This is a genomic window from Ruegeria sp. AO1 (assembly GCF_056535985.1).
In genome coordinates, this window is record NZ_JBQFJC010000001.1 from 2888571 (window position 1) to 2910377 (window position 21807).

The 21807-nt window shown below is 60.0% G+C and carries 21 protein-coding genes; 16 read left to right on the forward strand and 5 right to left on the reverse strand.

Going from position 1 to position 21807, the window contains the following annotated elements; all coding sequences use genetic code 11:
• Nucleotides 1–16: 16 nt before the first annotated feature.
• From ACR3FB_RS14340 to murJ, 3 genes are read left to right on the forward strand one after another with little or no spacing between them, the layout of a single operon-like run.
• The gene (locus ACR3FB_RS14340) at nucleotides 17–1189 is read left to right on the forward strand and encodes a penicillin-binding protein activator (protein ID WP_480565905.1); all 1173 of its coding nucleotides are present in this window, start codon (nucleotides 17–19) and stop codon (nucleotides 1187–1189) included.
• Nucleotides 1149–3968 carry a [protein-PII] uridylyltransferase gene (locus tag ACR3FB_RS14345; protein ID WP_480565907.1) on the forward strand — a complete coding sequence of 940 codons (2820 nt, stop codon included), beginning with the start codon at nucleotides 1149–1151 and terminating at the stop codon, nucleotides 3966–3968. The genes ACR3FB_RS14340 and ACR3FB_RS14345 overlap by 41 nt, the downstream gene beginning before the upstream one ends.
• Entirely contained in the window at nucleotides 3965–5506 is a 1542-nt protein-coding gene (murJ, locus tag ACR3FB_RS14350) for a murein biosynthesis integral membrane protein MurJ (RefSeq protein WP_480565909.1), read from the forward strand. The genes ACR3FB_RS14345 and murJ overlap by 4 nt, the downstream gene beginning before the upstream one ends.
• Here murJ and ACR3FB_RS14355 read toward each other — a convergent pair whose 3' ends face one another.
• Nucleotides 5507–6193: a rhomboid family intramembrane serine protease gene (locus tag ACR3FB_RS14355; protein ID WP_480565911.1), complete on the reverse strand. Its 687-nt coding sequence runs from the start codon at nucleotides 6191–6193 to the stop codon at nucleotides 5507–5509.
• An 86-nt stretch (nucleotides 6194–6279) separates the two neighbouring features.
• Between ACR3FB_RS14355 and trpS the strand changes: the two genes are divergently transcribed.
• From trpS to ACR3FB_RS14420, 13 genes are all read left to right on the forward strand, one after another.
• Entirely contained in the window at nucleotides 6280–7308 is a 1029-nt protein-coding gene (trpS, locus tag ACR3FB_RS14360; protein WP_170528442.1) for a tryptophan--tRNA ligase, read from the forward strand.
• A 59-nt stretch (nucleotides 7309–7367) separates the two neighbouring features.
• Nucleotides 7368–8231, forward strand: a complete 864-nt coding sequence (locus ACR3FB_RS14365; RefSeq protein ID WP_480565912.1) for a branched-chain amino acid aminotransferase — start codon at nucleotides 7368–7370, stop codon at nucleotides 8229–8231.
• A gap of 65 nt (nucleotides 8232–8296) precedes the next feature.
• Nucleotides 8297–8752: a universal stress protein gene (locus tag ACR3FB_RS14370; protein ID WP_170378913.1), complete on the forward strand. Its 456-nt coding sequence runs from the start codon at nucleotides 8297–8299 to the stop codon at nucleotides 8750–8752.
• A gap of 6 nt (nucleotides 8753–8758) precedes the next feature.
• Nucleotides 8759–9352: a 2-hydroxychromene-2-carboxylate isomerase gene (locus ACR3FB_RS14375; protein ID WP_425084284.1), complete on the forward strand. Its 594-nt coding sequence runs from the start codon at nucleotides 8759–8761 to the stop codon at nucleotides 9350–9352.
• A gap of 69 nt (nucleotides 9353–9421) precedes the next feature.
• The gene (locus ACR3FB_RS14380; RefSeq protein ID WP_170462695.1) at nucleotides 9422–9985 is read left to right on the forward strand and encodes a NifU family protein; all 564 of its coding nucleotides are present in this window, start codon (nucleotides 9422–9424) and stop codon (nucleotides 9983–9985) included.
• Entirely contained in the window at nucleotides 9975–10562 is a 588-nt protein-coding gene (tsaB, locus tag ACR3FB_RS14385) for a tRNA (adenosine(37)-N6)-threonylcarbamoyltransferase complex dimerization subunit type 1 TsaB (protein ID WP_170661170.1), read from the forward strand. The genes ACR3FB_RS14380 and tsaB overlap by 11 nt, the downstream gene beginning before the upstream one ends.
• Nucleotides 10559–10972, forward strand: coding sequence for a GNAT family N-acetyltransferase (locus ACR3FB_RS14390; protein ID WP_170661171.1), 414 nt, complete (start codon nucleotides 10559–10561; stop codon nucleotides 10970–10972). Before tsaB ends, ACR3FB_RS14390 begins: the two co-directional genes overlap by 4 nt.
• A 157-nt stretch (nucleotides 10973–11129) precedes the next feature.
• Nucleotides 11130–12128 (forward strand): BMP family lipoprotein, encoded by a 999-nt coding sequence (locus tag ACR3FB_RS14395; RefSeq protein WP_425084286.1) that lies wholly within the window; start codon nucleotides 11130–11132, stop codon nucleotides 12126–12128.
• A gap of 84 nt (nucleotides 12129–12212) precedes the next feature.
• Nucleotides 12213–13742, forward strand: a complete 1530-nt coding sequence (locus ACR3FB_RS14400) for an ABC transporter ATP-binding protein (RefSeq protein WP_480565913.1) — start codon at nucleotides 12213–12215, stop codon at nucleotides 13740–13742.
• Nucleotide 13743: 1 nt separating this feature from the next.
• On the forward strand, nucleotides 13744–14838 hold the full coding sequence (locus ACR3FB_RS14405) for an ABC transporter permease (RefSeq protein WP_480565915.1): 1095 nt from the start codon (nucleotides 13744–13746) through the stop codon (nucleotides 14836–14838).
• On the forward strand, nucleotides 14838–15806 hold the full coding sequence (locus ACR3FB_RS14410) for an ABC transporter permease (protein ID WP_209252332.1): 969 nt from the start codon (nucleotides 14838–14840) through the stop codon (nucleotides 15804–15806). Before ACR3FB_RS14405 ends, ACR3FB_RS14410 begins: the two co-directional genes overlap by 1 nt.
• A 257-nt stretch (nucleotides 15807–16063) precedes the next feature.
• A complete protein-coding gene (locus tag ACR3FB_RS14415) occupies nucleotides 16064–16984 on the forward strand; it encodes a sulfite exporter TauE/SafE family protein (RefSeq protein WP_170691469.1) in 921 nt (306 codons plus the stop codon).
• A gap of 2 nt (nucleotides 16985–16986) precedes the next feature.
• The gene (locus ACR3FB_RS14420; RefSeq protein WP_170691471.1) at nucleotides 16987–17754 is read left to right on the forward strand and encodes a TIGR02186 family protein; all 768 of its coding nucleotides are present in this window, start codon (nucleotides 16987–16989) and stop codon (nucleotides 17752–17754) included.
• A gap of 3 nt (nucleotides 17755–17757) precedes the next feature.
• Here the strand turns inward: ACR3FB_RS14420 and ACR3FB_RS14425 are convergent, their stop codons facing one another.
• The 4 genes from ACR3FB_RS14425 to ACR3FB_RS14440 form a co-directional block, all read right to left on the reverse strand.
• Nucleotides 17758–18486: an SDR family oxidoreductase gene (locus ACR3FB_RS14425; protein ID WP_480565916.1), complete on the reverse strand. Its 729-nt coding sequence runs from the start codon at nucleotides 18484–18486 to the stop codon at nucleotides 17758–17760.
• Entirely contained in the window at nucleotides 18483–20015 is a 1533-nt protein-coding gene (locus ACR3FB_RS14430; RefSeq protein ID WP_480565918.1) for an ATP-dependent DNA helicase, read from the reverse strand. Before ACR3FB_RS14430 ends, ACR3FB_RS14425 begins: the two co-directional genes overlap by 4 nt.
• Before the next feature lie 60 nt (nucleotides 20016–20075).
• On the reverse strand, nucleotides 20076–20714 hold the full coding sequence (locus ACR3FB_RS14435) for an acyl-homoserine-lactone synthase (RefSeq protein WP_170639929.1): 639 nt from the start codon (nucleotides 20712–20714) through the stop codon (nucleotides 20076–20078).
• An 83-nt stretch (nucleotides 20715–20797) separates the two neighbouring features.
• Nucleotides 20798–21517: a helix-turn-helix transcriptional regulator gene (locus tag ACR3FB_RS14440; protein WP_480565919.1), complete on the reverse strand. Its 720-nt coding sequence runs from the start codon at nucleotides 21515–21517 to the stop codon at nucleotides 20798–20800.
• Between the last annotated feature and the right edge of the window lie 290 nt (nucleotides 21518–21807).

Here is a 21807-nt window from a genome sequence, read left to right on the forward strand (position 1 = left end):
GGGAGTTTTCTTTTAGATGTTTACCGTTTGCAAGTCCGTAAGCAAGTTGGCCAAAACCACGATCGCCCTGACCACCGCCGTTTTTCTGGCCGCATGTGAAACCACCGGCGTCGGCGGAGGCCCCTCGATCAACACCTCGGAACCGGTGCCCGTTGCGCTTCTGGTTCCGCGCGGATCAGGCCAGTCTGGTGACGCGGCGCTGGCGCAAAGCCTTGAAAATGCAGCACGTCTGGCGATGTCGGACCTGCCGAACGTTACAATCGACCTGCGTGTCTATGATACGGCAGGCAATGCGGGTACGGCCTCGGGTGTGGCGCAACAGGCGGTGGCGGATGGGGCCAAGATCATCATCGGACCCGTCTATGCACAGGCCGCCAACGCGGCCGGCCTTGCGGTGCTGAACAACAACGTGAACGTCCTGTCCTTCTCGAATAACACCAGCATCGCGGGTGGAAATGTATATGTACTGGGGCCGACATTCCAGAACACGGCCAATCGACTGGCCAATTATGGCGGAAGACAGGGCAAGACCGGAGCAATCATCGTACACAGCAATGACGCCGCCGGAGAAGCTGGCCGCTCAGCCATTGCCAATGCGCTCGCCAGCAGCAGTATGAACAACGCTGGCAGCGTCGGTTACGACCGGTCCCAGCAGGGCGTGATCAACGCGGTGCCCAACATCAAATCCGCCATGGATTCGACGGGGGCGGACTCGGTCTTCCTGACTGCAACCACCGCAGGCGCGCTGCCCTTGTTCTCGCAGCTTCTGCCCGAAGCAGGGGTTTCGCCGTCAACCTCCCAGTATATCGGTCTGACACGGTGGGACATTCCCGCCCAAACGCTGGAACTGCCCGGCGTTCAGGGCGGTTGGTTTGCCCTGCCTGATCCCGCAAAAGCGCAGGCCTATCGTCAGCGCTACAATGCGACCTATGGCGAAGCGCCGCATCCGATCAGCGGGCTGGCCTATGACGGGATCGCCGCCATCGGGGCGCTCGTTAGCCAAGGCAAATCGAACGCTCTGACCGGGGCTGCGCTGACCCAGAGCGCCGGTTTTCAGGGCGTTGGCGGCATCTTCCGCCTGCGCTCGGACGGTACCAATGAACGCGGTCTGGCGGTTGCCACGATCCAGAACAAACAGGTGGTTGTGATTGACCCTGCCCCTCAAAGCTTCTCAGGGGCCGGTTTCTGACCAGCCTCACCTGACCGCAGTGCCTGAAAACACATTAATCTGCCCGCCAGAGGATATTTTCGACAGTGCCCGCGTTGACGCTCAGCTTGCTGCGGCGTTCGAGGCAGGCACTGACAACTCCGCGCTGCGCGCCGAAACGGTGCGCATTCTGCGTGAGGCGCAAAAGTCCGGGCGCGCTGCCATCGCCGAGGCGTTTGCCGCCCGCCCCTTTGACGCGCGCCCTCTGACCCGGTCTTATACCTACCTCACGGATTGTCTGGTCGGCACTGCGATGCGTGCCGCCAGCGAGCACCTGCACCCTTTGGCCACCCCGACGCAGGGGGAACGTATCGCTGTTCTGGCGGTCGGCGGTTATGGGCGCGGTGAGATGGCACCCGCATCGGATGTCGATCTGCTGTTCCTGACGCCCTACAAGATCACTGCTTGGGCCGAGAGCGTGATTGAATCCATGCTCTATATCCTTTGGGATCTGCGCCTTAAAGTCGGCCATTCCTCACGCACCATCAAAGATTGCCTGCGTCTGGGGACCGAAGATTTCACCATCCGCACCGCAATGCTGGAACAGCGCTACCTGGCTGGTGATACAAATCTTGCCAAGGAACTGGACCAACGCCTCAAGGCCGATCTCTTCAAGGGCACCGAGCGCGAGTTCATCGAGGCCAAACTTCAGGAACGCGACGAGCGCCACTTGAAACAGGGCCAGCGCTATGTGGTCGAACCCAATGTGAAAGAGGGCAAAGGCGGGCTTCGCGATCTGCAGTCGCTCTACTGGATCGCGAAATACATCTATGGTGTGCAAGACGTGGCCGAGCTGGTCCCGCTGGGCCTGTTCACACCCGATGAATTCAAGACCTTTGCCGAGGCCGAGAATTTCCTCTGGGCCGTACGCTCGCACCTGCATCTGGTGACGGGGCGCCCGACCGAGCAGCTGACCTTCGACATGCAGGTCGAGGTCGCGGCGCGCATGGGCTATGAAGACCGGGCCGGGCGGCGAGCCGTCGAAGTGTTCATGCAGCGGTATTTCCGCCATGCCACCAGCGTAGGGGAATTGACACGGATCTTCCTGACCAAGCTGGAAGCCCTGCACATGAAAGGCGCTCCGCTGCTGGAGCGGATTTTCCGCCGCCGCCCTCGGGTCAAACCCGGGTACAGCATGGTTCATGGTCGTCTGGACATTGCCGATCCGGATACATTCCTGACCGACAAGCTGAACATGTTGCGCCTGTTCGAGGAAGGCCTGCGCACAGGCATGCTGATCCATCCGGATGCTATGCGGCTGGTCACGGCCAATCTGCACCTGATCGACGAAGATATGCGCAACGACAAGGAAGCCCAGCGTATCTTCCTCGACCTGATGCTGAAACATGGCAACCCGGAACGCGCCCTGCGCCGGATGAACGAACTTGGGGTGCTATCAGCCTTCATACCCGAGTTCGAACCCATCGTAGCGATGATGCAGTTCAATATGTATCACAGCTACACGGTGGACGAGCATATCATCCAGTGCATCGTCAACCTCGCCCAGATCGAACGCGGAGAGCTTGTTGAATCGCTGCCGCTGGCGTCCTCGATCCTTGAAGGGGGCGTGAACCGCAAGGTCCTCTATGTTGCGCTGCTGTTGCACGATATCGCCAAGGGCCGGCCTGAAGATCACTCGATCCTCGGGGCACAAATCGCGCGGAAAGTGGCACCCAGGCTGGGGCTGAACAAATCCGACGCCGAAACCGTCGAATGGCTCGTGCGCTATCACCTGCTGATGTCGGACATGGCGCAGAAACGCGATATCTCGGACCCTCGGACCGTACGGGATTTTGCCAAGGCTGTGCAAACGGTCAAACGGCTGGATCTGCTGACCGTGCTGACCGTCTGTGACATTCGCGGTGTCGGGCCCAATACGTGGAACAACTGGAAAGCAACGTTGCTGCGCGCGCTGCATGCGGAAACCAAACGTGCCTTGGAAACCGGCATGGAGGATCTGAACCGTGCCAATCGCGGGGCCGAGGCCAAGAAACTTCTGCGCGCAGAACTGGCCGAATGGTCCAAGGCCGATCTGAAGACGGAAACCGGGCGGCACTATGCTCCGTACTGGCAGGGCCTGAACGTCTCGACCCATGTGGAATTTGCCGAGATGCTACGGGCGCTGGAACACAGCGGCGATCCCGGCGCGATGGAAATCCGCCTGCACCCGGACGAGGATCGAGACGCCACCCGCGCCTGCTTTGCCATGGGTGATCACCCCGGTATCTTTGCGCGGATCGCCGGGGCCTTGGCCTTGGTCGGTGCTAACGTCGTGGATGCCCGCAGCTACACGACCAAGGATGGCTATGTAACGGATGCGTTCTGGATACAGGATGCCGAAGGTCACCCGTTCGAAGCCAGCCGTCTGCCGCGTCTGACCCAGATGATTCACAAAACGCTGAAAGGCGAGGTCGTGGCCCGCGACGCGCTGAAATCGCGCGACAAGATCAAGAAACGCGAACGCGCTTTCAACGTGCCGACCCATATCACCTTCGACAATGACGGGTCCGAGATCTACACGATCATCGAGGTCGATACCCGCGACCGCCCCGGCTTGCTTTATGACCTGACGCGCACGCTGGCAGCGGCCAATGTCTATATCGCCAACGCCGTGATCGCGACCTATGGCGAGCAGGTGGTGGATACATTCTACGTCAAGGACATGTTCGGGCTGAAATACCACTCGGAAAGCAAACAGCGCGGGCTTGAGACCAAACTGCGCAAAGCCATAACCGAGGGCGCCGAGCGAGCGGCGTCATGAAGCAGATCCGGCTGTTTTCCGGCTTCTTCACAGTCGGCTTCTGGACACTGGCCAGTCGCATTCTGGGCTTTCTGCGTGAAATCCTGCTGACCGCGTTCATCGGCCCCGGCCCGGTGATGGACGCCTTCGTCGCGGCTTTCCGTCTGCCCAACATGTTCCGCCGCTTCTTTGCCGAAGGCGCATTCAACGCAGCTTTCGTGCCGATGTTTTCCAAGCGGCTAGAAGGCGGAGAGAACGCGCAAGGGTTCGCGCAAGACGCTTTCAACCTATTGATCGCTGCGGTATTAGCCCTGGTCGGGTTGGCGATGGTCTTCATGCCCGGCCTCGTCTGGCTGACGGCCGAGGGGTTCTACGGCGATGAGCGCTTCGACTTGGCAGTCGACTATGGCTATGTCGTTTTTCCTTACATTCTTTTCATGTCACTGGCAGCGCTGTTTTCGGGCGTTCTGAACGCGACGGGGCGGTTTGCTGCCGCCGCCGCAGCGCCGGTTCTTCTGAACATCTTCGCCTGCACCGCCTTGATCGCTGGCGCGATATCGGGAGGCGAGGTCATTCGCTGGCTCATCGCCGTGATCCCTTTGGCAGGTGTGGCGCAGTTGGCGTTGGTCTGGTTTGCCACCGAACGCGCCGGTATCCGCATACGTTTTGGTTTTCCGCATCTGACACCCGAGATGCGGAATATGGTCCGTATCGCCGTACCCGCCGCCTTGGCCATGGGCGTGACGCAGGTCAATCTAGTCGTAGGGCAACTTGTGGCCTCAAAAACTGAGAAAGCCGTCAGCTGGTTGTTTGCGGCAGATCGCCTGTATCAGCTGCCTCTGGGGGTCGTGGGGATTGCCATAGGAATCGTGCTGCTACCAGACCTGTCTCGCCGCTTGCGCGCGGACGACAAAGCTGGCGCGCGCAATGCGTTTTCGCGGGCTGGAGAATTCATGTTGCTGCTCACCCTGCCTTCGACCGTAGCCTTCCTGATCATCCCGAACCCGCTGGTCTCAGTCCTGTTCCAGCGGGGCCAGTTCACCGCTGAGGACACAGCCGCCACAGCCCTGGCCGTTGCGATCTATGGCATCGGCCTACCCGCATTCATGCTGCAGAAGCTGCTGCAACCGCTGTATTTCGCGCGCGAGAATACGCGGTCTCCGTTCCACTATGCTTTGGTGGCAATGATCATCAACGCGGCGCTTGCCTTTGGCCTTTACCCGATTTTCGGATGGATTGCCCCTGCCATTGCGGCCTCTGCCGCTGGCTGGGCCATGGTTGGCCTACTGGCCTTTGGCGCGCGGAATATGGGCGATGAGACGCGGTTCGACGACCGCTTCCGGCGGCGCGCGGGGCGGATCATCTTGGCATCGGTCGGGATGGGCGTGGTGTTGTTTGCCGCTATTCAACTGTTCGGCTGGACGCTTGATGTGCCCGGGTGGCGCTATTTGGCTCTGCTTGCGCTGATTATGGTTGCAGCGGTCAGCTACTTCGCATTCGGCCACCTATTGGGGGCATTTAGACTGTCCGAGTTCAAAACGGCCCTGCGCCGGTCTTGATCACTCACGCCGGATGCGGCCCTTGATCCGCTCCCAACCACCCGGCGCCAAAAAGAAGGACAGACCGAACCCGGTGGCAAAACCGCCCAGATCGGCCACCCAATCACCTGTGCCGCCAAAGATCAGGCCAAACAGCAGTTGAATGCCCATCAGCATCGCAATCAATTGAAACGCGCGTGCCTGATTGGCCCCAACCAACGAGAGCTTGCGCCACAACAACCAAGTAAATGCCCCGATCAGCCCATAAACTGGAGGGAACCCTCCGACCAGCGGATATGACGGGTCCAGAAACAGCGCATAGGCGAGCGCGCCACCAACACCCGACAAAACGAAAATCAGCAGCATCGGAAAGCCGCCAAAAACCTCACCCACCATCTTGCCCATGGCCAGCACGAAAACGCAGACAAACACCGCTTGCGTAAAACTCCCCGAAACAAACGGATAGGTCACAAAGCGGATGACATGCTCGAACGGCCAGCGCCCGTTTTGCATCATCCAATCGAAGATATCGGCCGAGAACGCGTAGCTCTGCAGCGCATCCAGCCTCCACCCGACCGCACCCGGCCCTCCGACCAGCCCCCGGGCGCCCAACGTAAACGTCAGCTCGATCCCCATGATGAACAGAACCAAGGCCACCACGACGGGCGGCAGAGGGTTCACGGCGGGTGTATAATGCTCACTGCTCATTGGGCTGGCCTTTCGCGGCTGTTGACGTCCCTTGGCCTCATGGGTAAGCGACGAGGGCTGATTTTTCCAGACGGGAGTTCCCTTCGATGACCCAGACCCAATTCACGCCGCGCGTGTTTTCCGGCATCCAGCCTTCGGGCGGGCTGACCTTGGGCAATTATCTGGGCGCGATGAAGCGCTTTGTGGATATGCAGGGGCCAGAGTTCGAAACCATCTATTGCATGGTCGACCTGCATGCGATCACCGTCTGGCAAGACCCCGCTGCCTTGTCACACAACACACGTGAACTGTGCGCGGGCTATATCGCGGCGGGCATCGACCCGGAGCAATCCATCCTGTTCAACCAAAGCCAGGTGCCCGAACATGCGCAACTGGCGTGGATCTTCAACTGCGTCGCCCGGATGGGCTGGATGCAGCGCATGACCCAGTGGAAGGATAAGGCGGGCAAGAACACGCAGAACGCCTCGCTGGGGCTGTTTGCCTATCCCGCGCTGATGGCTGCGGACATTCTGATCTATCACGCGACCCATGTTCCTGTGGGTGAGGACCAGAAACAGCATCTTGAGCTGACGCGCGACATTGCGATCAAGTTCAACAACGATTTCGGCGTCGACTTCTTCCCGGTCACAGAACCTGTGATCGAAGGGGCGGCCACACGGGTCATGAGCCTACGTGACGGCTCCAAGAAGATGTCCAAGTCTGATCCGTCAGACATGAGCCGCATCAACATGACCGACGATGCCGACACAATCGCCAAGAAAATCCGCAAGGCCAAGACTGATCCGGACGCGCTGCCATCAGAAGTCGACGGTTTGGAAGATCGTCCCGAGGCGCGCAATCTGGTCAATATCTACGCCGCGCTCAGCGACAGCTCGGCCGCGCAGGTGTTGGCCGAGGTTGGCGGCAAGCAGTTCGGTGAGTTCAAACCGATGCTCGCGGAATTGGCGGTCGAAAAACTGTCCCCGATCTCGTCCGAGATGGCCCGCCTGATGGGTGAACAATCCGAGATTGACCAGATCCTGGCCCGTGGCGCGGAAAAGGCGCGTGCGATTGCTGCCCCGATCCTGAAGCAAACCTACGAGATTGTGGGCATGGTCGGCGCTGCATCGCGCTGATTGCACTGGACCTTCGCCTGACGCCCTCCTAGGTTTGCCGAAAGCTGAGGGAGGGCGCTATGGCAGTCGGCAAAAATATCCGCACCTATTTCGAAGGCCAATGGCATGAAGGGGACGCACCGATCATGCGGGCGGCGGATCATGGATCGTGGCTGGGGTCCTCGGTTTTTGATGGCGCACGCTACTTTGACGGCATGGCCCCTGATCTGCTGGCCCATTGCGCCCGCGTGAACCGTTCCGCCGAGGCTTTGATGCTGACCCCGACCGTGACGCCGGAACAGATGGTCGATCTGGTGCGCGAGGGGCTGCAATCCTATGGCCCGGATCAGGCTGTCTATATTCGCCCGATGTATTGGGGCATCCACGGAGACGTCACGGCCATCGTACCCCAGAAAGACAGTACCGGTTTCGCCATCTGTCTTGAAGAGATCCCAATGGCGCCCGAGACGGCCTCGGTAAGGTTGACGACCACCCGGTTCCGCCGTCCGGTACTGGAATCCGCCGTGGTGAATGCCAAGGCCGGGTGTCTCTACCCGAACAACGCCCGGATGCTGACTGAGGCGCGCTCCAAAGGGTTCTCGAACGCGCTGGTCGCCGACGCGATGGGAAATGTGGCCGAGACCGCCACCGCCAATATCTTCATGGCCAAAGACGGTGAGGTCTTTACCCCCATGCCCAACGGCACCTTTCTGGCCGGGATCACCCGCGCACGGCACATCAAGAACCTGCGCGCCGATGGTTTCACCGTACATGAGTCAGTCCTCAGCTTTGATGATTTCCATGCGGCGGATGAGGTGTTCATGTCCGGCAACATGAACAAGGTGACGCCTGTGACCGCTCTGGACGACACGCAATATCAGGTTGGCCCTATCGCACGTCGCGCCCGCGCGCTCTACTGGGATTGGGCAGCAAGCGAGCGCTAGGGATTTACCCGAGTTGCCAGCACGCTATCGGTCGGGCATGATCCCAGAAAATCAAGAGGACCCAAATGCGCAAGTTTCTCGTCATTCTGGATGACAGCCGCGAATGCCTGAACGCCATGCGTTTTGCCGCGATGCGGGCCGCGCATACCGGCGGCGGTGTGACAATCCTGTCCGTGATCCCGCCGGACGAATTCAATCACTGGATTGGTGTGGCCGAAACCATGCGTGAAGAGGCCCGCGAACGCATCCACGCCCATTTCGAAGTCTTCGCCAAATGGATGCGCGACAAGCAGAGCGTTGAGCCTGAATTGGCCATTCGCGAAGGCGATCCGGTGGCACAGATCATCGAACACGTACAGTCCGACCCGGAGATTGGGGTCCTGGTTCTGGGCGCCGGCACCGACAAGAAAGGGCCGGGTCCGCTGGTGACTCAGCTGACCAAAAACTCGGGCAGCATGCCGATCCCGATCACCATCGTGCCAGGTGATCTGAGCAAGGAAAAACTGGAAGAGATTACCTGAGGCACCATGGCAGCACCCGTTCAGTTCTGGTTCGAGTTCGCCTCAACCTATTCTTACCTCAGCGCGATGCGGATCGAGCAACTGGCCGCTGAAAAGGGGGTGCCCATAGATTGGCAGCCCTTTCTTTTGGGGCCCATCTTTGCCGAACAGGGCTGGAATACCTCTCCATTCACGATCTACCCCGCCAAGGGCCGCTACATGTGGCGCGATATGGAGCGTTTATGCGCCGCGCGCGCGCTGCCGTTTCAGCGCCCCGATCCGTTTCCGCAGAATTCCCTGACCGCTGCGCGTTTGGCAGTGGCCATCACGTCCCAAGACCAGCGGGCCGCGTTTACCCGTGCCGTCTACATGGCCGAGTTCGGCGAAGGCCGCGATATCTCGGCCGCATCGACACTGACCGATTGCCTTGCAGCCGCAGGTCTGCCCGCCGCTTTCATAGAGAGCGCACAAGACCCAAAGGTAAAAGCGGCGCTCTTTGCTCAATCCAGCCGCGCCAAAGAACTCGACTTGTTCGGCGCACCCAGTTTTGTCGTCGGGGATGAGGTTTTCTGGGGTGATGACCGGTTGGTTGACGCGATAAACCACGCTCTCGCAATTTAGAACGGTTCCAAATCTTGACTTCCACGGCGGCTGCCCGCATATCAGAAGCAACGAAAACGGAGCTGCCTCATGTTCATTCAGACCGAATCCACCCCGAACCCGGCAACCTTGAAGTTCCTGCCCGGCCAGACGGTGCTTGAGGCAGGCACAGCCGACTTCCCATCCGCAGAAGCCGCCGAAAAATCGCCGCTTGCCCAGCGCATCTTTGCGGTCAGCGGCGTGACCGGCGTGTTCTTTGGCAATGACTTTGTCACCGTGACCAAAGCGGATGACGTCGATTGGGACCATATCAAGCCAAGCATCCTCGGCGCGGTGATGGAGCATTACCAATCCGGCCAGCCCGTCATGGGGGCCGAAGCGGCACCCGCATCCGGCCATGCCGAACATACCGGCGAGGATTCGGAAATCGTCGATCAGATCAAGGACCTGCTGGACAGCCGTGTGCGCCCAGCGGTGGCTCAGGACGGTGGCGACATCACCTTCCACGGCTTTGACCGCGGCGTGGTCTACCTGCATATGCAAGGGGCCTGCGCGGGCTGCCCGTCCTCGACCCTGACCCTGAAAATGGGGATCGAGAACCTGCTGCGCCACTACATCCCCGAAGTGACCGAGGTTCGCCCCGTTGCCGTCTGAACCGACCCTTCTGGCATTTGACACATCGGCCGCGCATTGCGCGGCCGCTTTGTTGCGTGGCTCTGAAATTGTTGTCACGCGGGCCGAGGCCATGTCACGTGGGCAGGCCGAACGCCTGCTGCCGCTGCTGGAGGAGGTTCTGTCTGAGGCCGGTCTTGGCTGGAAAGACCTGGACGCCATCGGTGTTGGCATCGGCCCAGGAAACTTCACCGGCATTCGAATCTCGGTTTCAGCGGCGCGTGGGCTTGCATTGGGTCTGAACATCCCGGCCGTCGGCGTGTCAGGTTTTGATGCCTTGACCGAGAACGTGCCCGACGGTCACCTACCCGCGATCTCGGCCCCGCGCGATCAGGTCTATGTACAGACCTCAGAAGGCCCACGCCTGATGCTTCGGGCCGAGGCCGAGGGGCTTGGCCCCCTCTTCACTGCCACGGACCCAAACGCGCATGTTCAGGCCATCGCCCATGTCGCGGCGCGCAGGTTCGGCACGGAAACGGAACCACCCGCACCGCTCTACATTCGTCCCGCGGATGCGGCGCCTTCTCGCGACCTCCCTCCTGTGCTGCTGGACGAATGACCCCGAACGACATGGCCCTGACCCACGCTGCGGCCTTCACACAGGCGCGCCCGTGGACGGCTGCCGAGTTCGAAGACCTGCTGCAAAACCGCTTCACCCATGTTGTCGGAGACCCCAAGTCCTTTGCCCTGTTTAAGGTCATCGCGGACGAGGCCGAGTTGCTGACCATCGCGACTCACCCCCTGTATCAGCGTCAGGGTTTGGCTGCAGCCAGCATGAAAAACTGGCATGCGGTTGCCGCTGATCTGGGCGCGGCGCGCGCGATTCTTGACGTGGCGGCAGACAATGGGGCCGCTATCGCGCTCTATGAACGCTTCGGATACAGCCCATGCGGGCGGCGAAAAGCCTATTATACACGCGATTCCGTCTCAAATTGCGATGCAATTGTGATGGAACGCGCCCTGCCTTGAATAAAGTCGCTATTTTTTAGACCAAGTGGTCAAAAATCAGTTGACCCTGCCTGTTGCATACGGCCTTAATTCCCGTCATCACAACGGTTATGCTCGCTATAGGTGGGTAAACGAGGCTAGTTTAACCTCGAACCGACAAAAACAACGGGAGTACCAAATGACCCTGATGAAATCCTTGATGGGCGCTGCCGCCGCCGTCGCTCTGACCGCGGGTGCCGCACTGGCCGAACCGGCTCTGATCTTTGACCTGGGTGGCAAGTTCGACAAGTCGTTCAACGAAGCCGCACATAACGGCGCACAGCGTTGGGCCAACGAAACCGGCGGCACCTATCGCGAGATTGAGCTTCAGTCCGAAGCACAGCGTGAACAGGCCCTGCGCCGTTTCGCCGAAGCTGGCGCGAACCCGGTGATCACCATGGGCTTTGCCATGGCCGATCCTCTGTCCGCCGTTGCCGGCGACTATCCTGACACCAAGTTCGTTGCGGTTGACGTCACCTGGCTGGACGCCCCGAACATCCGTCAGATCGGCTTTGCCGAGCATGAAGGCTCGTACCTCGTTGGTATGATGGCTGCGATGGCGTCGGAATCGGGCACTGTCGGCTTCATCGGCGGCATGGATATTCCGCTGATCCGCCACTTTGGTTGCGGCTATGCGCAAGGCGCCAAGGCTGTGAACCCTGACATCAACGTTGTTGCCAACATGACTGGCACCACCCCAGCCGCATGGAACGACCCGGTTAAAGGGTCCGAGCTGACCAAAGCGCAGATCAGCCAGGGCGCTGACGTGATTTATGCAGCCGCGGGCGGCACCGGTGTTGGTGTTCTGCAGACCGCGGCGGATGAAGGCATCCTGTCGATCGGTGTGGACAGCAACCAGAACCACCTGCACCCGGGCAAGGTTCTGACCTCGATGCTCAAGCGCGTGGACGTGGCCGTCTATGACGCGATGAAAGCGGGTGAAAACCTCGAAACCGGCGTGTTCGCCATGGGCCTAGCCGAGGAAGGCGTTGGCGTTGCGATGGACGACAACAATGCGTCGCTGGTGTCTGGCGACATGAAAGCAGCCGTCGATCAGGCGCGTGACGACATCATCGCGGGCAACGTGACTGTCGTCAGCTACTACGACAACGACAGCTGCCCCGCATTGCAGTTCTAATACAATAGCGAGGCGGGGATTTCTCCGCCTCGCCTCCCACTCTGCCGCGAACCGCGCGGCCCTTCGGCAACCCAAGGACAAGACATGACAGTCCCCGCCATTGAGCTCAAAGGGATTTCCAAAGCCTTTGGGCCGGTTCAGGCCAATAAAGACATTTCCATCAGCGTCGCCCCCGGCACGATCCATGGGATCATCGGTGAAAACGGTGCGGGCAAATCCACGCTGATGAGCATTCTCTACGGCTTCTACAAAGCCGATAGAGGTGAGATTTGGATCAACGGCACCAAGACCGACATTCCAGACAGTCAGGCGGCCATCGCCTCGGGTATCGGGATGGTGTTCCAGCACTTCAAGCTGGTCGAAAACTTCACCGTTCTTGAAAACATTGTTCTGGGCGCCGAGGATGGCGGGCTGCTGGCCCCGTCTCTGGCCAAAGCCCGGAAAGAGCTGAAAGCGCTGGAAGAAGAGTACGAGCTGTTCGTCGATCCCGACAAGCGCATCGATGAGATCGGCGTGGGCTTGCAGCAACGGGTCGAGATCCTCAAGGCGCTGTATCGCAAGGCCGAGATCCTGATCCTTGATGAGCCCACCGGCGTTTTGACCCCGGCCGAGGCCGACCAGCTGTTCCGCATCCTCGACCGTCTTCGGGCCGAAGGGAAGACGATCATCGTGATCACGCATAAGCTGCGCGAGATCATGGAGAACACCGATACCGTTTCGGTCATGCGGCGCGGAGAGATGACGGCCACGGTCAAAACCTCGGAAACCAACCCTGAGCATCTGGCCGAGCTGATGGTGGGCCGCAAGGTCCTGCTACAGGTCGACAAGGTACCCGCGCAGCCCGGGAAACCCATTCTTGAGGTCCAAGACCTGCGCGTGTTCGATGCGGCGGGTGTTGAACGTGTCAAAGGCATCGACTTGACCGTCCGCGCCGGTGAGATCGTCGGCATTGCAGGCGTCGCGGGAAACGGCCAGTCGGAACTGTTGGAAGTTCTGGGTGGGATGCGCCCTAGTCAGGGGTCGATCAAGCTGAACGGTATGCCGTTACCCCTCAGCGGGGCTGGCTCTGACGGTCAGGCGCGTCGCGCGCAGCACATCGCGCATGTACCGGAAGACCGTCAGCGCGAAGGTCTGATCATGGATTTCCATGCCTGGGAAAACGTTGCCTTCGGCTATCACCGTGACCCGGCCTACAAGCGCGGCCTGTTCATGGACAACGCCGCCCTGCGCGCGGACACCGAAGCCAAGATCGAGAAATTCGATGTGCGTCCCCCGAATGGCTGGCTGACCGCCAAAAGCTTTTCGGGCGGCAACCAGCAGAAAATCGTCGTCGCGCGCGAGATCGAGCGGAACCCAGACCTGTTGCTGGTCGGCCAACCGACCCGCGGCGTCGACATTGGCGCGATCGAATTTATTCACAAACAGATCGTGGCCCTGCGCGACCAAGGCAAAGCGATCCTGCTGGTCTCGGTCGAGCTGGAGGAGATCTTCTCGCTCTCGGACCGGATCGCCGTGATGTTTGACGGACATATCATGGGCGAGCGTCTGCCCCATGAGACAGATGAAAAAGAACTGGGCCTGCTGATGGCCGGTGTTGCGGGAGAGGCCGCGTAAGATGGAAAAAATGCCCAAATGGGCCGACGTCGTGCTGATCCCCATCATCAGCCTGGTGTTGGCCACGATCCTGTCGGCGCTGGTGATCCTCGCCATCGGAGAGAACCCGGTTGAGGCCGTGAACCTGATGGTCACAGGTGCGTTGGGGTCGACCTATGGCTGGGGCTATACGCTCTACTACGCGACCAACTTCATGTTCACCGGGCTTGCGGTGGCCGTGGCTTTTCACGCACGGCTGTTCAACATCGGCGGCGAAGGTCAGGCGATGCTCGGTGGTCTTGGCGTTGCCATGGTTTGTCTCTACATCCCATGGCCGCATTGGAGTATCGCTCTGGTCGCGGCAGGTTTGGGTGCCGCTATATTCGGCGCGGCATGGGCAGCGATACCGGCTTACCTGCAGGCCAAACGCGGCAGTCACATCGTGATCACCACGATCATGTTCAACTTTATCGCGGCTGCCTTCCTGAACTACATGCTCGTGAACGTCATGCGCCCGCAAGGCTCGCAGGACCCGGCAACCGCGCGCTTCCCCGAGGCGGTACACCTGCCGACCTTCCAATCCATGTTCTCAACCGCCGAGAACGTGATGTTCCGCGGAGCGCCTGCCAATATTTCGTTCTTCGTGGCGATCATCGCCTGTTTCGTGGTCTGGGCGCTGATCTGGCGCACCCGGCTGGGCTATGAGATCCGAGCCTATGGTCATTCGGAAACCGGTGCCGTCTATGCCGGGATCTCGCCGGTTCGCATCACCATCATCGCCATGCTGATCTCGGGCGGGCTGGCAGGTCTGATGGCGATCAACAACGTGATGGGTGAGGCAGAGCGACTGGTTCTGAACTCAACCGAAGGCGCGGGTTTCATTGGGATCGCCGTGGCGCTGATGGGCCGTTCGCACCCGTTCGGCGTGTTCCTCGCGGCGCTTCTGTTCGGCTTCCTCTACCAAGGCGGTGCCGAACTGGCCTTGTGGACATCCATCCCGCGTGAGCTGATCGTCGTCATTCAGGCGCTGGTGATCCTGTTTACCGGAGCGTTGGACAACATGGTGCGGATGCCGCTTGAAAAGCTGTTCCTTGCCCTGCGGAAGGAGCCTCAGTGATGGATTCGTTCGTAACACTGATCCAGGTTCTCGATTCCACCGTCCGTCTGGCGACGCCTTTGCTGCTGGCTTGTCTGGCAGGCCTCTATTCCGAACGTGCCGGGATTTTCGACATCGGGCTTGAGGGCAAAATGCTGATCTCGGCCTTCTTCTCGGCGGCTGTTGCTGCAGTGACCGGCTCGGTCTGGTTGGGATTGCTCGCGGGGATCGCGTCGTCTCTGGTCTTGTCGGCACTACACGGCGTGGCGTCGATCACGTTCCGAGGCAATCAGCTGATCTCTGGCGTGGCGATCAACTTCCTGGCCTCTGGCCTGACGGTTCTGATCGCGCAAAGCTGGTTCCAACAAGGCGGGCGCACCCCGTCGCTGTTCGGGCAAGGCCGATTTGAGCCGATCAACTTCCCCTTCGCCGAAGCGCTGAGCGAAGTGCCCTTCATCGGCCCGATCTATTCTGAACTGCTGTCGGGCCATTCGATCCTTGTCTATATCGCCTTCCTGATGGTGCCTGCGACGTGGTGGATCCTTTATCGCACCCGGTTCGGGTTGCGGTTGCGCGCGGTGGGCGAAAACCCAGCCGCCGTGGATACAGCCGGTGTCTCGGTCGTCGGCCTGCGCTTTGCAGCTGTCGCCATCTGCGGCGTACTCTGCGGTATCGCCGGAGCCTATCTTGCAACTGCGCTGCAGGCCGGGTTCGTCAAGGAAATGACCGCCGGTCGCGGCTTCATCGCGCTGGCGGCGTTGATCTTTGCAAAATGGCGGCCTTGGCACGCGATGTGGGCCTGTTTGCTGTTTGGTCTACTTCAGGCCATCGCGCTGCGGTTCCAGAATATCGACTTGGGCGGCATCGTGATCCCTGTGCAGGTGATGGACGCCCTGCCCTATATCCTGACCGTGGTGATTCTTGCGGGCTTCGTCGGCAAGGCGGTTCCGCCCCGCGCCGGTGGCGAGCCCTACGTGAAAGAACGCTGATAAGTCCAGTTCAGGGCCAATTCTGGGTCCTGTTCGCTGCAGAGCGGCATGCAGAGTTGATTTTGCATGCCGCAACCGCTCTAAGAGGGTATGTGCGTGTTTCCTCTGATAGAAAAGAGTGCAAACCTCCTCTCGTATTTGCCAAAGACGGGTGGTAGGCCTGTGACCGCAGCGCCCGATATTCAGGCTGCACGCATTTCCGATGCCGGCGGGTCCACCGCTTTGCACAGCCGAACTCAATACGACTAGAGCATGCCATGCAAATTTACCTTCCGATTGCCGAAGTCTCCGTAAACGCCTTTCTATTGCTAGGGCTCGGAGGCATGGTCGGCATTCTGTCGGGCATGTTCGGCGTCGGCGGCGGGTTCCTCATGACGCCGCTTCTGTTCTTTATCGGCATCCCTCCGGCGGTTGCCGTCGCGACCGAAGCCAACCAGATCGTGGCCTCGTCCTTCTCGGGCGTTCTGGCACATTTCAGGCGAAGGACGGTCGATTTCAGGATGGGCACGGTGCTTTTGATCGGCGGCCTTATCGGGGCCGCGCTTGGCGTTGTCGTGTTCAACTACCTCAAGAGCTTGGGCCAGGTCGATCTGCTGGTAACCCTGTGCTACGTCGTCTTCCTTGGCGTAATTGGTAGCCTGATGTTCGTCGAAAGCCTGCGCGCCCTGCGCAAGGCCAAGAAGGGCGGAGGCGCACCTGCCAAGCGCCGTCAGCGCGGCTGGGTCCATGCGATGCCCTTCAAAATGCGCTTTCGCACCTCGGGCCTGTATATCTCGGTCATACCACCGGTTCTGGTCGGCCTCTGCGTAGGCGTTCTGTCCGCGATCATGGGCGTCGGCGGCGGCTTTATCATGGTGCCTGCCATGATCTACCTGCTGGGCATGCCCACCAAGGTTGTGGTCGGGACATCCCTGTTCCAGATTATTTTCGTAACCGCCTTCACCACAATGCTGCACGCCACAACGAACTACACCGTGGACGTGGTTCTGGCCGTGCTGCTCCTGGTCGGTGGCGTTATCGGAGCTCAGATCGGAACCGTGATCGGCGCCCGGATGCCAGCCGAGCAATTGCGGGTTTTGCTGGCCGCGCTGGTGCTGGTCGTCTGCGGCAAGCTGGCGCTTGATCTGCTTCTGGAACCGTCCGAGCTGTATTCGCTTGGCGCCAGCGGGGGGCACTGATCATGGTCCGCTCATTGATCGCCGCCCTGTGCCTGTTCTGCCTGCCCGCCGCTGCCGCGGAAGAGCAGGTGGTCCTGGGCCTCAGCCAGGACCGGGTTGCCATTACCGCAACGTTCGACGGGTCCGAGATTCTGATCTTCGGAGCCATCAAGCGCGAAGCCCCGATCCCCGAAGGCCCTCCGCTTGAGGTGATCGTCACTGTTGCAGGCCCATCCGAGCCTCTGACCGTGCGCCGAAAAGAGCGCAAGCTGGGAATCTGGGTGAACACCGACAGCGTCGAGGTCGATCTGGCCCCCAGTTTTTACGCGGTAGCCACCAGCGGGCCATTCAAAGAAATACTCACCAATACCGAGGATCTCCGCTATCGGGTTTCCATCGAACGGGCCATCCGCTCGGTCGGGGCGGCCATGCATATTGAGGCCGCTCAGGACTTTGCCGATGCCGTGATACGCATTCGCGAGAGCGAGAGCCTGTATTCGATCCGCGAAAACACGGTTGCGGTGGATGAACAAACCCTGTTCCGTACTTCCATCGACATGCCCGCCGACCTGACCGAAGGCGACTATGCCGCGCGCATTTTCCTGACGCGGGGCGGCAATGTGGTGTCGCAATACGAAACCACCATCGACGTGCGCAAAGTGGGGCTGGAGCGGTTTCTCTACAACATGTCCCGCGAACAGCCCGTTTGGTACGGGCTGATGTCACTGGTCATCGCAATTGCCGCAGGGTGGGGTGCCTCGACGGCTTTCCGTCTGCTGCGCGAAAAGTAGCGCTCAGCCCCGGCCGATATAGGGCATGGTCGTGGCCATCACGGTCATGAATTGCACATTGGCCTCGGGCGGCAGATTGGCCATGTGCAGCACCGACTTGGCAGCGTCTTCCACATCCATGGTCGGATCGGGCGTCGTACCATCGGCAACCGCAGCATCAACCAGCCCCTGCACCATCTGAGTGCGGGCGTTCCCGATATCGATCTGGCCGCAGGCAATGCCAAAATCACGCCCGTCCAGCGACAGGCTGCGCGTCAGCCCGGTGATGGCGTGTTTCGTTGCAGAGTAATGCACCGAGTTCGGGCGCGGCACATACGCCGCGATTGAGCCATTGTTGATAATGCGCCCGCCTTGCGGCGTTTGATGACGCATGATCCGAAACGCCTCACGCGCGCTCAGAAACATGCCGTTGAGGTTGACGTTGACGCTTTGGTACCAGTCCTCCAACGCGATTTCATCAATCGTGCCGCCCGGTGCGAAGATGCCTGCATTGTTGAACAGTACATCCAGCCGCTCGGCCCTGTTCGAGAACGACCGAAAGGCGCGCGCAACCGCCACGGGATCGGTCACATCCGCAACCAGAGGGATCGCATTGCGATGCCCTTCGGCCATTTCCACCAGTTTGTCTTCGCTGCGGGCCAGCAGGCCGACGGTCCAGCCCTCGGCCAGAAACAGCTCGGCCGTGGCTTTTCCGATCCCGGAACTTGCGCCGGTTATGAGGATGGATTTCATGTCTCTTCAGCCTCCAGTGTCAGGGTCGCCGCCGGTATCGCGCGCAGATCATCGACGCGCAGAGGATGGGTGGGTTTGGACAAGCGATTGCGCACCACCCAGATCAACCGTTCCTGCGCGCGGGTGATGGCAACATAGGCCAGTCGTTTCCACAAGGGCTGTCCGGCCTCGGTCCGGCCCATGCGGGCCGCGGCGTAGATGTCCGGCGCAAAGACCTGCACCGTATCCCATTGCGAGCCCTGCGCCTTGTGGATGGTCACCGCCGCCCCATGCAGAAAGGTCGCGCCCATACGCGCGGCATAGGGGATGAACGGTTCCTCTTCATCCGGCTTTTCGATCTGCACTATCGACGCCGCACTGACCTGAGGGTCCTCGGCCCCCATGACATGCAGGCGCGAGAAACCGGGTTTTCGCCCCGGCCCCAGATAAACCACCTGAGCACCCTTGATCAGGCCGCGCGCCTCAAGATCCAACCGTTTCTTGCGGTGTTTCAGAGGCAGCTCAATCCCGTCGCAGATCAGCGGCTCACCTTCCAGCAATTCCGTCTCGGGGGCGCCATGTACCTGCCGGAAGGCCTGGATCAGACGGATGCGCGTTGCGTTGCGCCAGACCAGAACCGGGCTCCGGGCCATTAGATCAACCTCGACCCTCTGCCCCCAGACCACACGGTCATCGCGACGCGCGGTGTCTTCGACCAGACGCTCGAAATCCTCAAACCCCATGGCAGGGTCAGCAAGCGCATGTGCCAGATCGAGGATGGGATTGTCGGCATCCTGACGGTGTATGCGATGCAGGGTCAGCTTGCGCGGCTCGGGCAGGGTTTCGAACACCATGCTGCCGGATTGGTTGACCGGCGCCAGCTGTGCTGGATCGCCAAACAGCAGCAACGTGGGGAAGATCTCCTTCAGATCATCAAACTGGCGGTCATCCAGCATCGAGGCTTCGTCGACAAAACCGATGTCCAGCGGCTCTTCCCGGCGCTTCCAGCCAGTGATGAAATCCGACCCGCGCAGACCGGCGGCAGCCAAAGCACCGGGGATCGACTTGTTGTTCTGGTAGAAGGCAGCCGCCCGGTCCAGCGCCTCATCCGTCAGGCCTTCGATTTCGGGCCGTTCGTCATTGCCCTCAAGCCATTCGGCGATGCGCTCATATTCAGGGTCGTAGACGGGCGTATAGAGAATCCGGTGGATGGTCGTCGCGGGTACCCCGCGCAGGCGCAAAACGCTCGCGGCTTTGTTCGTGGGGGCCAGAATCGCAAGACTGCGCTTGTCACGAGACTTGCGGCTTTCATAGTCGCCTGAGACGATGTGAACGCCCGTCTCGGCCAGCGCCTTGTACATTTCCGCCAGCAAAAGGGTCTTGCCCGAACCGGCCTTGCCGATCACGGCCATAACACCCGATTCACCGTGTCCCGGCAGTTTCAGCAGGGCATCATCTTCAAGGTCCACCCCGGCAGAGCGCAGCATCTCGGCGATGCTGTCATAGGCGGCGGCCTGATCTTCTGAGAAGGTCACATTGGGCAAAGACATGGCGCGACCCTACAGGGCCGCGCCACCCTTCACCAGATACGGATTTGGGTTTTCAAGGCCCTAGGCCGACAGCGCAAACCGGTGCTGTTTGGCTGGGCCGAACGCGGTTCTGAACCACAGGCGCGAAAGCTCGCGCGGGATGCCCGCCCGATCCGCCACACGGTTGCAATCATCCGCGGAATACGGCCACAAACCAACCGAGATCTGATCGCGCCCTTTCCCTTCGGACCCTAACACAATTGGCGACGACCCAATCAGGCGGTAGATCCGGATCATCCGCGCATCAAAGACGCCGGCGATATGAGTCAGACCGAACCCCTCCATCATTTCACCGCCGCTCAGCATAATAGCCCCCGCCGTATGAGGGCTGGCTGTGCGCGATAGGCAAAAGCGCGTGACCTCCCAGATCAGAGGGCTGCAGATCGGCTCGCCCTCGTTGAGATGACCGAACACCTCGTTCACCATGACCGGGCCAGTGGTCGGTAGAACCCGCATTGAGCCGCCATGGCTGCCATCCGGTTCCTCCCAAATCACGTAGAGCGGGTTGAGATCATCGTATTGATCCCGCTCTTCCCCTTTTTCATTGACGTAAACGTCCCATCCCAGCCGGGTTTTGAACTGATCCGCGCGATCGCGAAACATCCCGTCGGCCAAAGCTGGAAATTTATGCAGCTCATCAGCATACAAATAACGCAACATAACTAATTCCCCTTGTCGTCCTGTGCAGGAACGAAAGGGGTACGAAGTCGTGGTTAATTTACTGTTCTAAGGCCGTACGTTGCTTAAACGACTATTAACCCACGGCTGAGCGCGGTCGCGATGGCGTGCGTCGTATTTTGCGCACCCAGTTTCGAGCGCGCGCTTTCAATGTAGACCCTAAGTGTGTGTTCCGAGATCGACAGCGAATGCGCAACCTGAGCGCGGCTGAAGCCCTGCGCAAGCAACGTCATCGCATCAATTTCACGCGGGGACAGACCTCGGGTCGCTTCAGGCTGCCTGTCCTTTTCAAACTCCAGTGCTTTGCGGTTGATGTAATGCGCCACGAGAATCAATTCTCGGCCAAAAGTCGAGATGAAATCCTGCCAAGTGCCATCGTCACAACTGTGATTGACGGTGAACAGCGCAAACTGCCCGTTCGGCCCTCGGATCGGGATCGAGTAACCCTGATTGCCCACCCCATTTCCCAATGCATCCTGAAGAAACGCTTTGGACACCCTGCCGGACCAGTCCAGCGATTTCCAATCAACCGGGCGAAATCGCTGGAAACACCCCAGTATCACAGGGTCGATGCGGTGATAGTTTTTTTCGCGATACCGTTCATCCCAGGCATCGGAATATGTGGTATAGCCGTACTGATCCCCAGCAGCATCCACCCAATGATATGTCAGATGTTCGACTTTCAGACAGTCGCGCAGGCGAATGGCGACTGAGCCTAGCTCGTCAAGCGTGCCGGTGTTTTCCAAATCCTTCAGGATCTGACCCAAGTCGAGTTCTGTTCCCATCCGCGGGCGCCCGTGCCTTATCTGTCATGGACGCGATCTCGGCTGCAGCGATCAGCTTGGTGTCGTCCAGCTGTTCGGCCAAGGCAGTCAACCCATTCGCAACAGCGAACGCGTTGAGATCCGACAATACGTCCAGTATCCACTCATTTTGCGCCATAAGGGTCTCTCTGAAACAGTTAACGAAGTGTTAACACAACCATAACATGTGCGATCTTTTTGACCTATTCACCGGTTTCTACTCCCCAAAAATAGTGAGGGCCAAAATTCCAACCTGTTGAAACAAAAAAGGA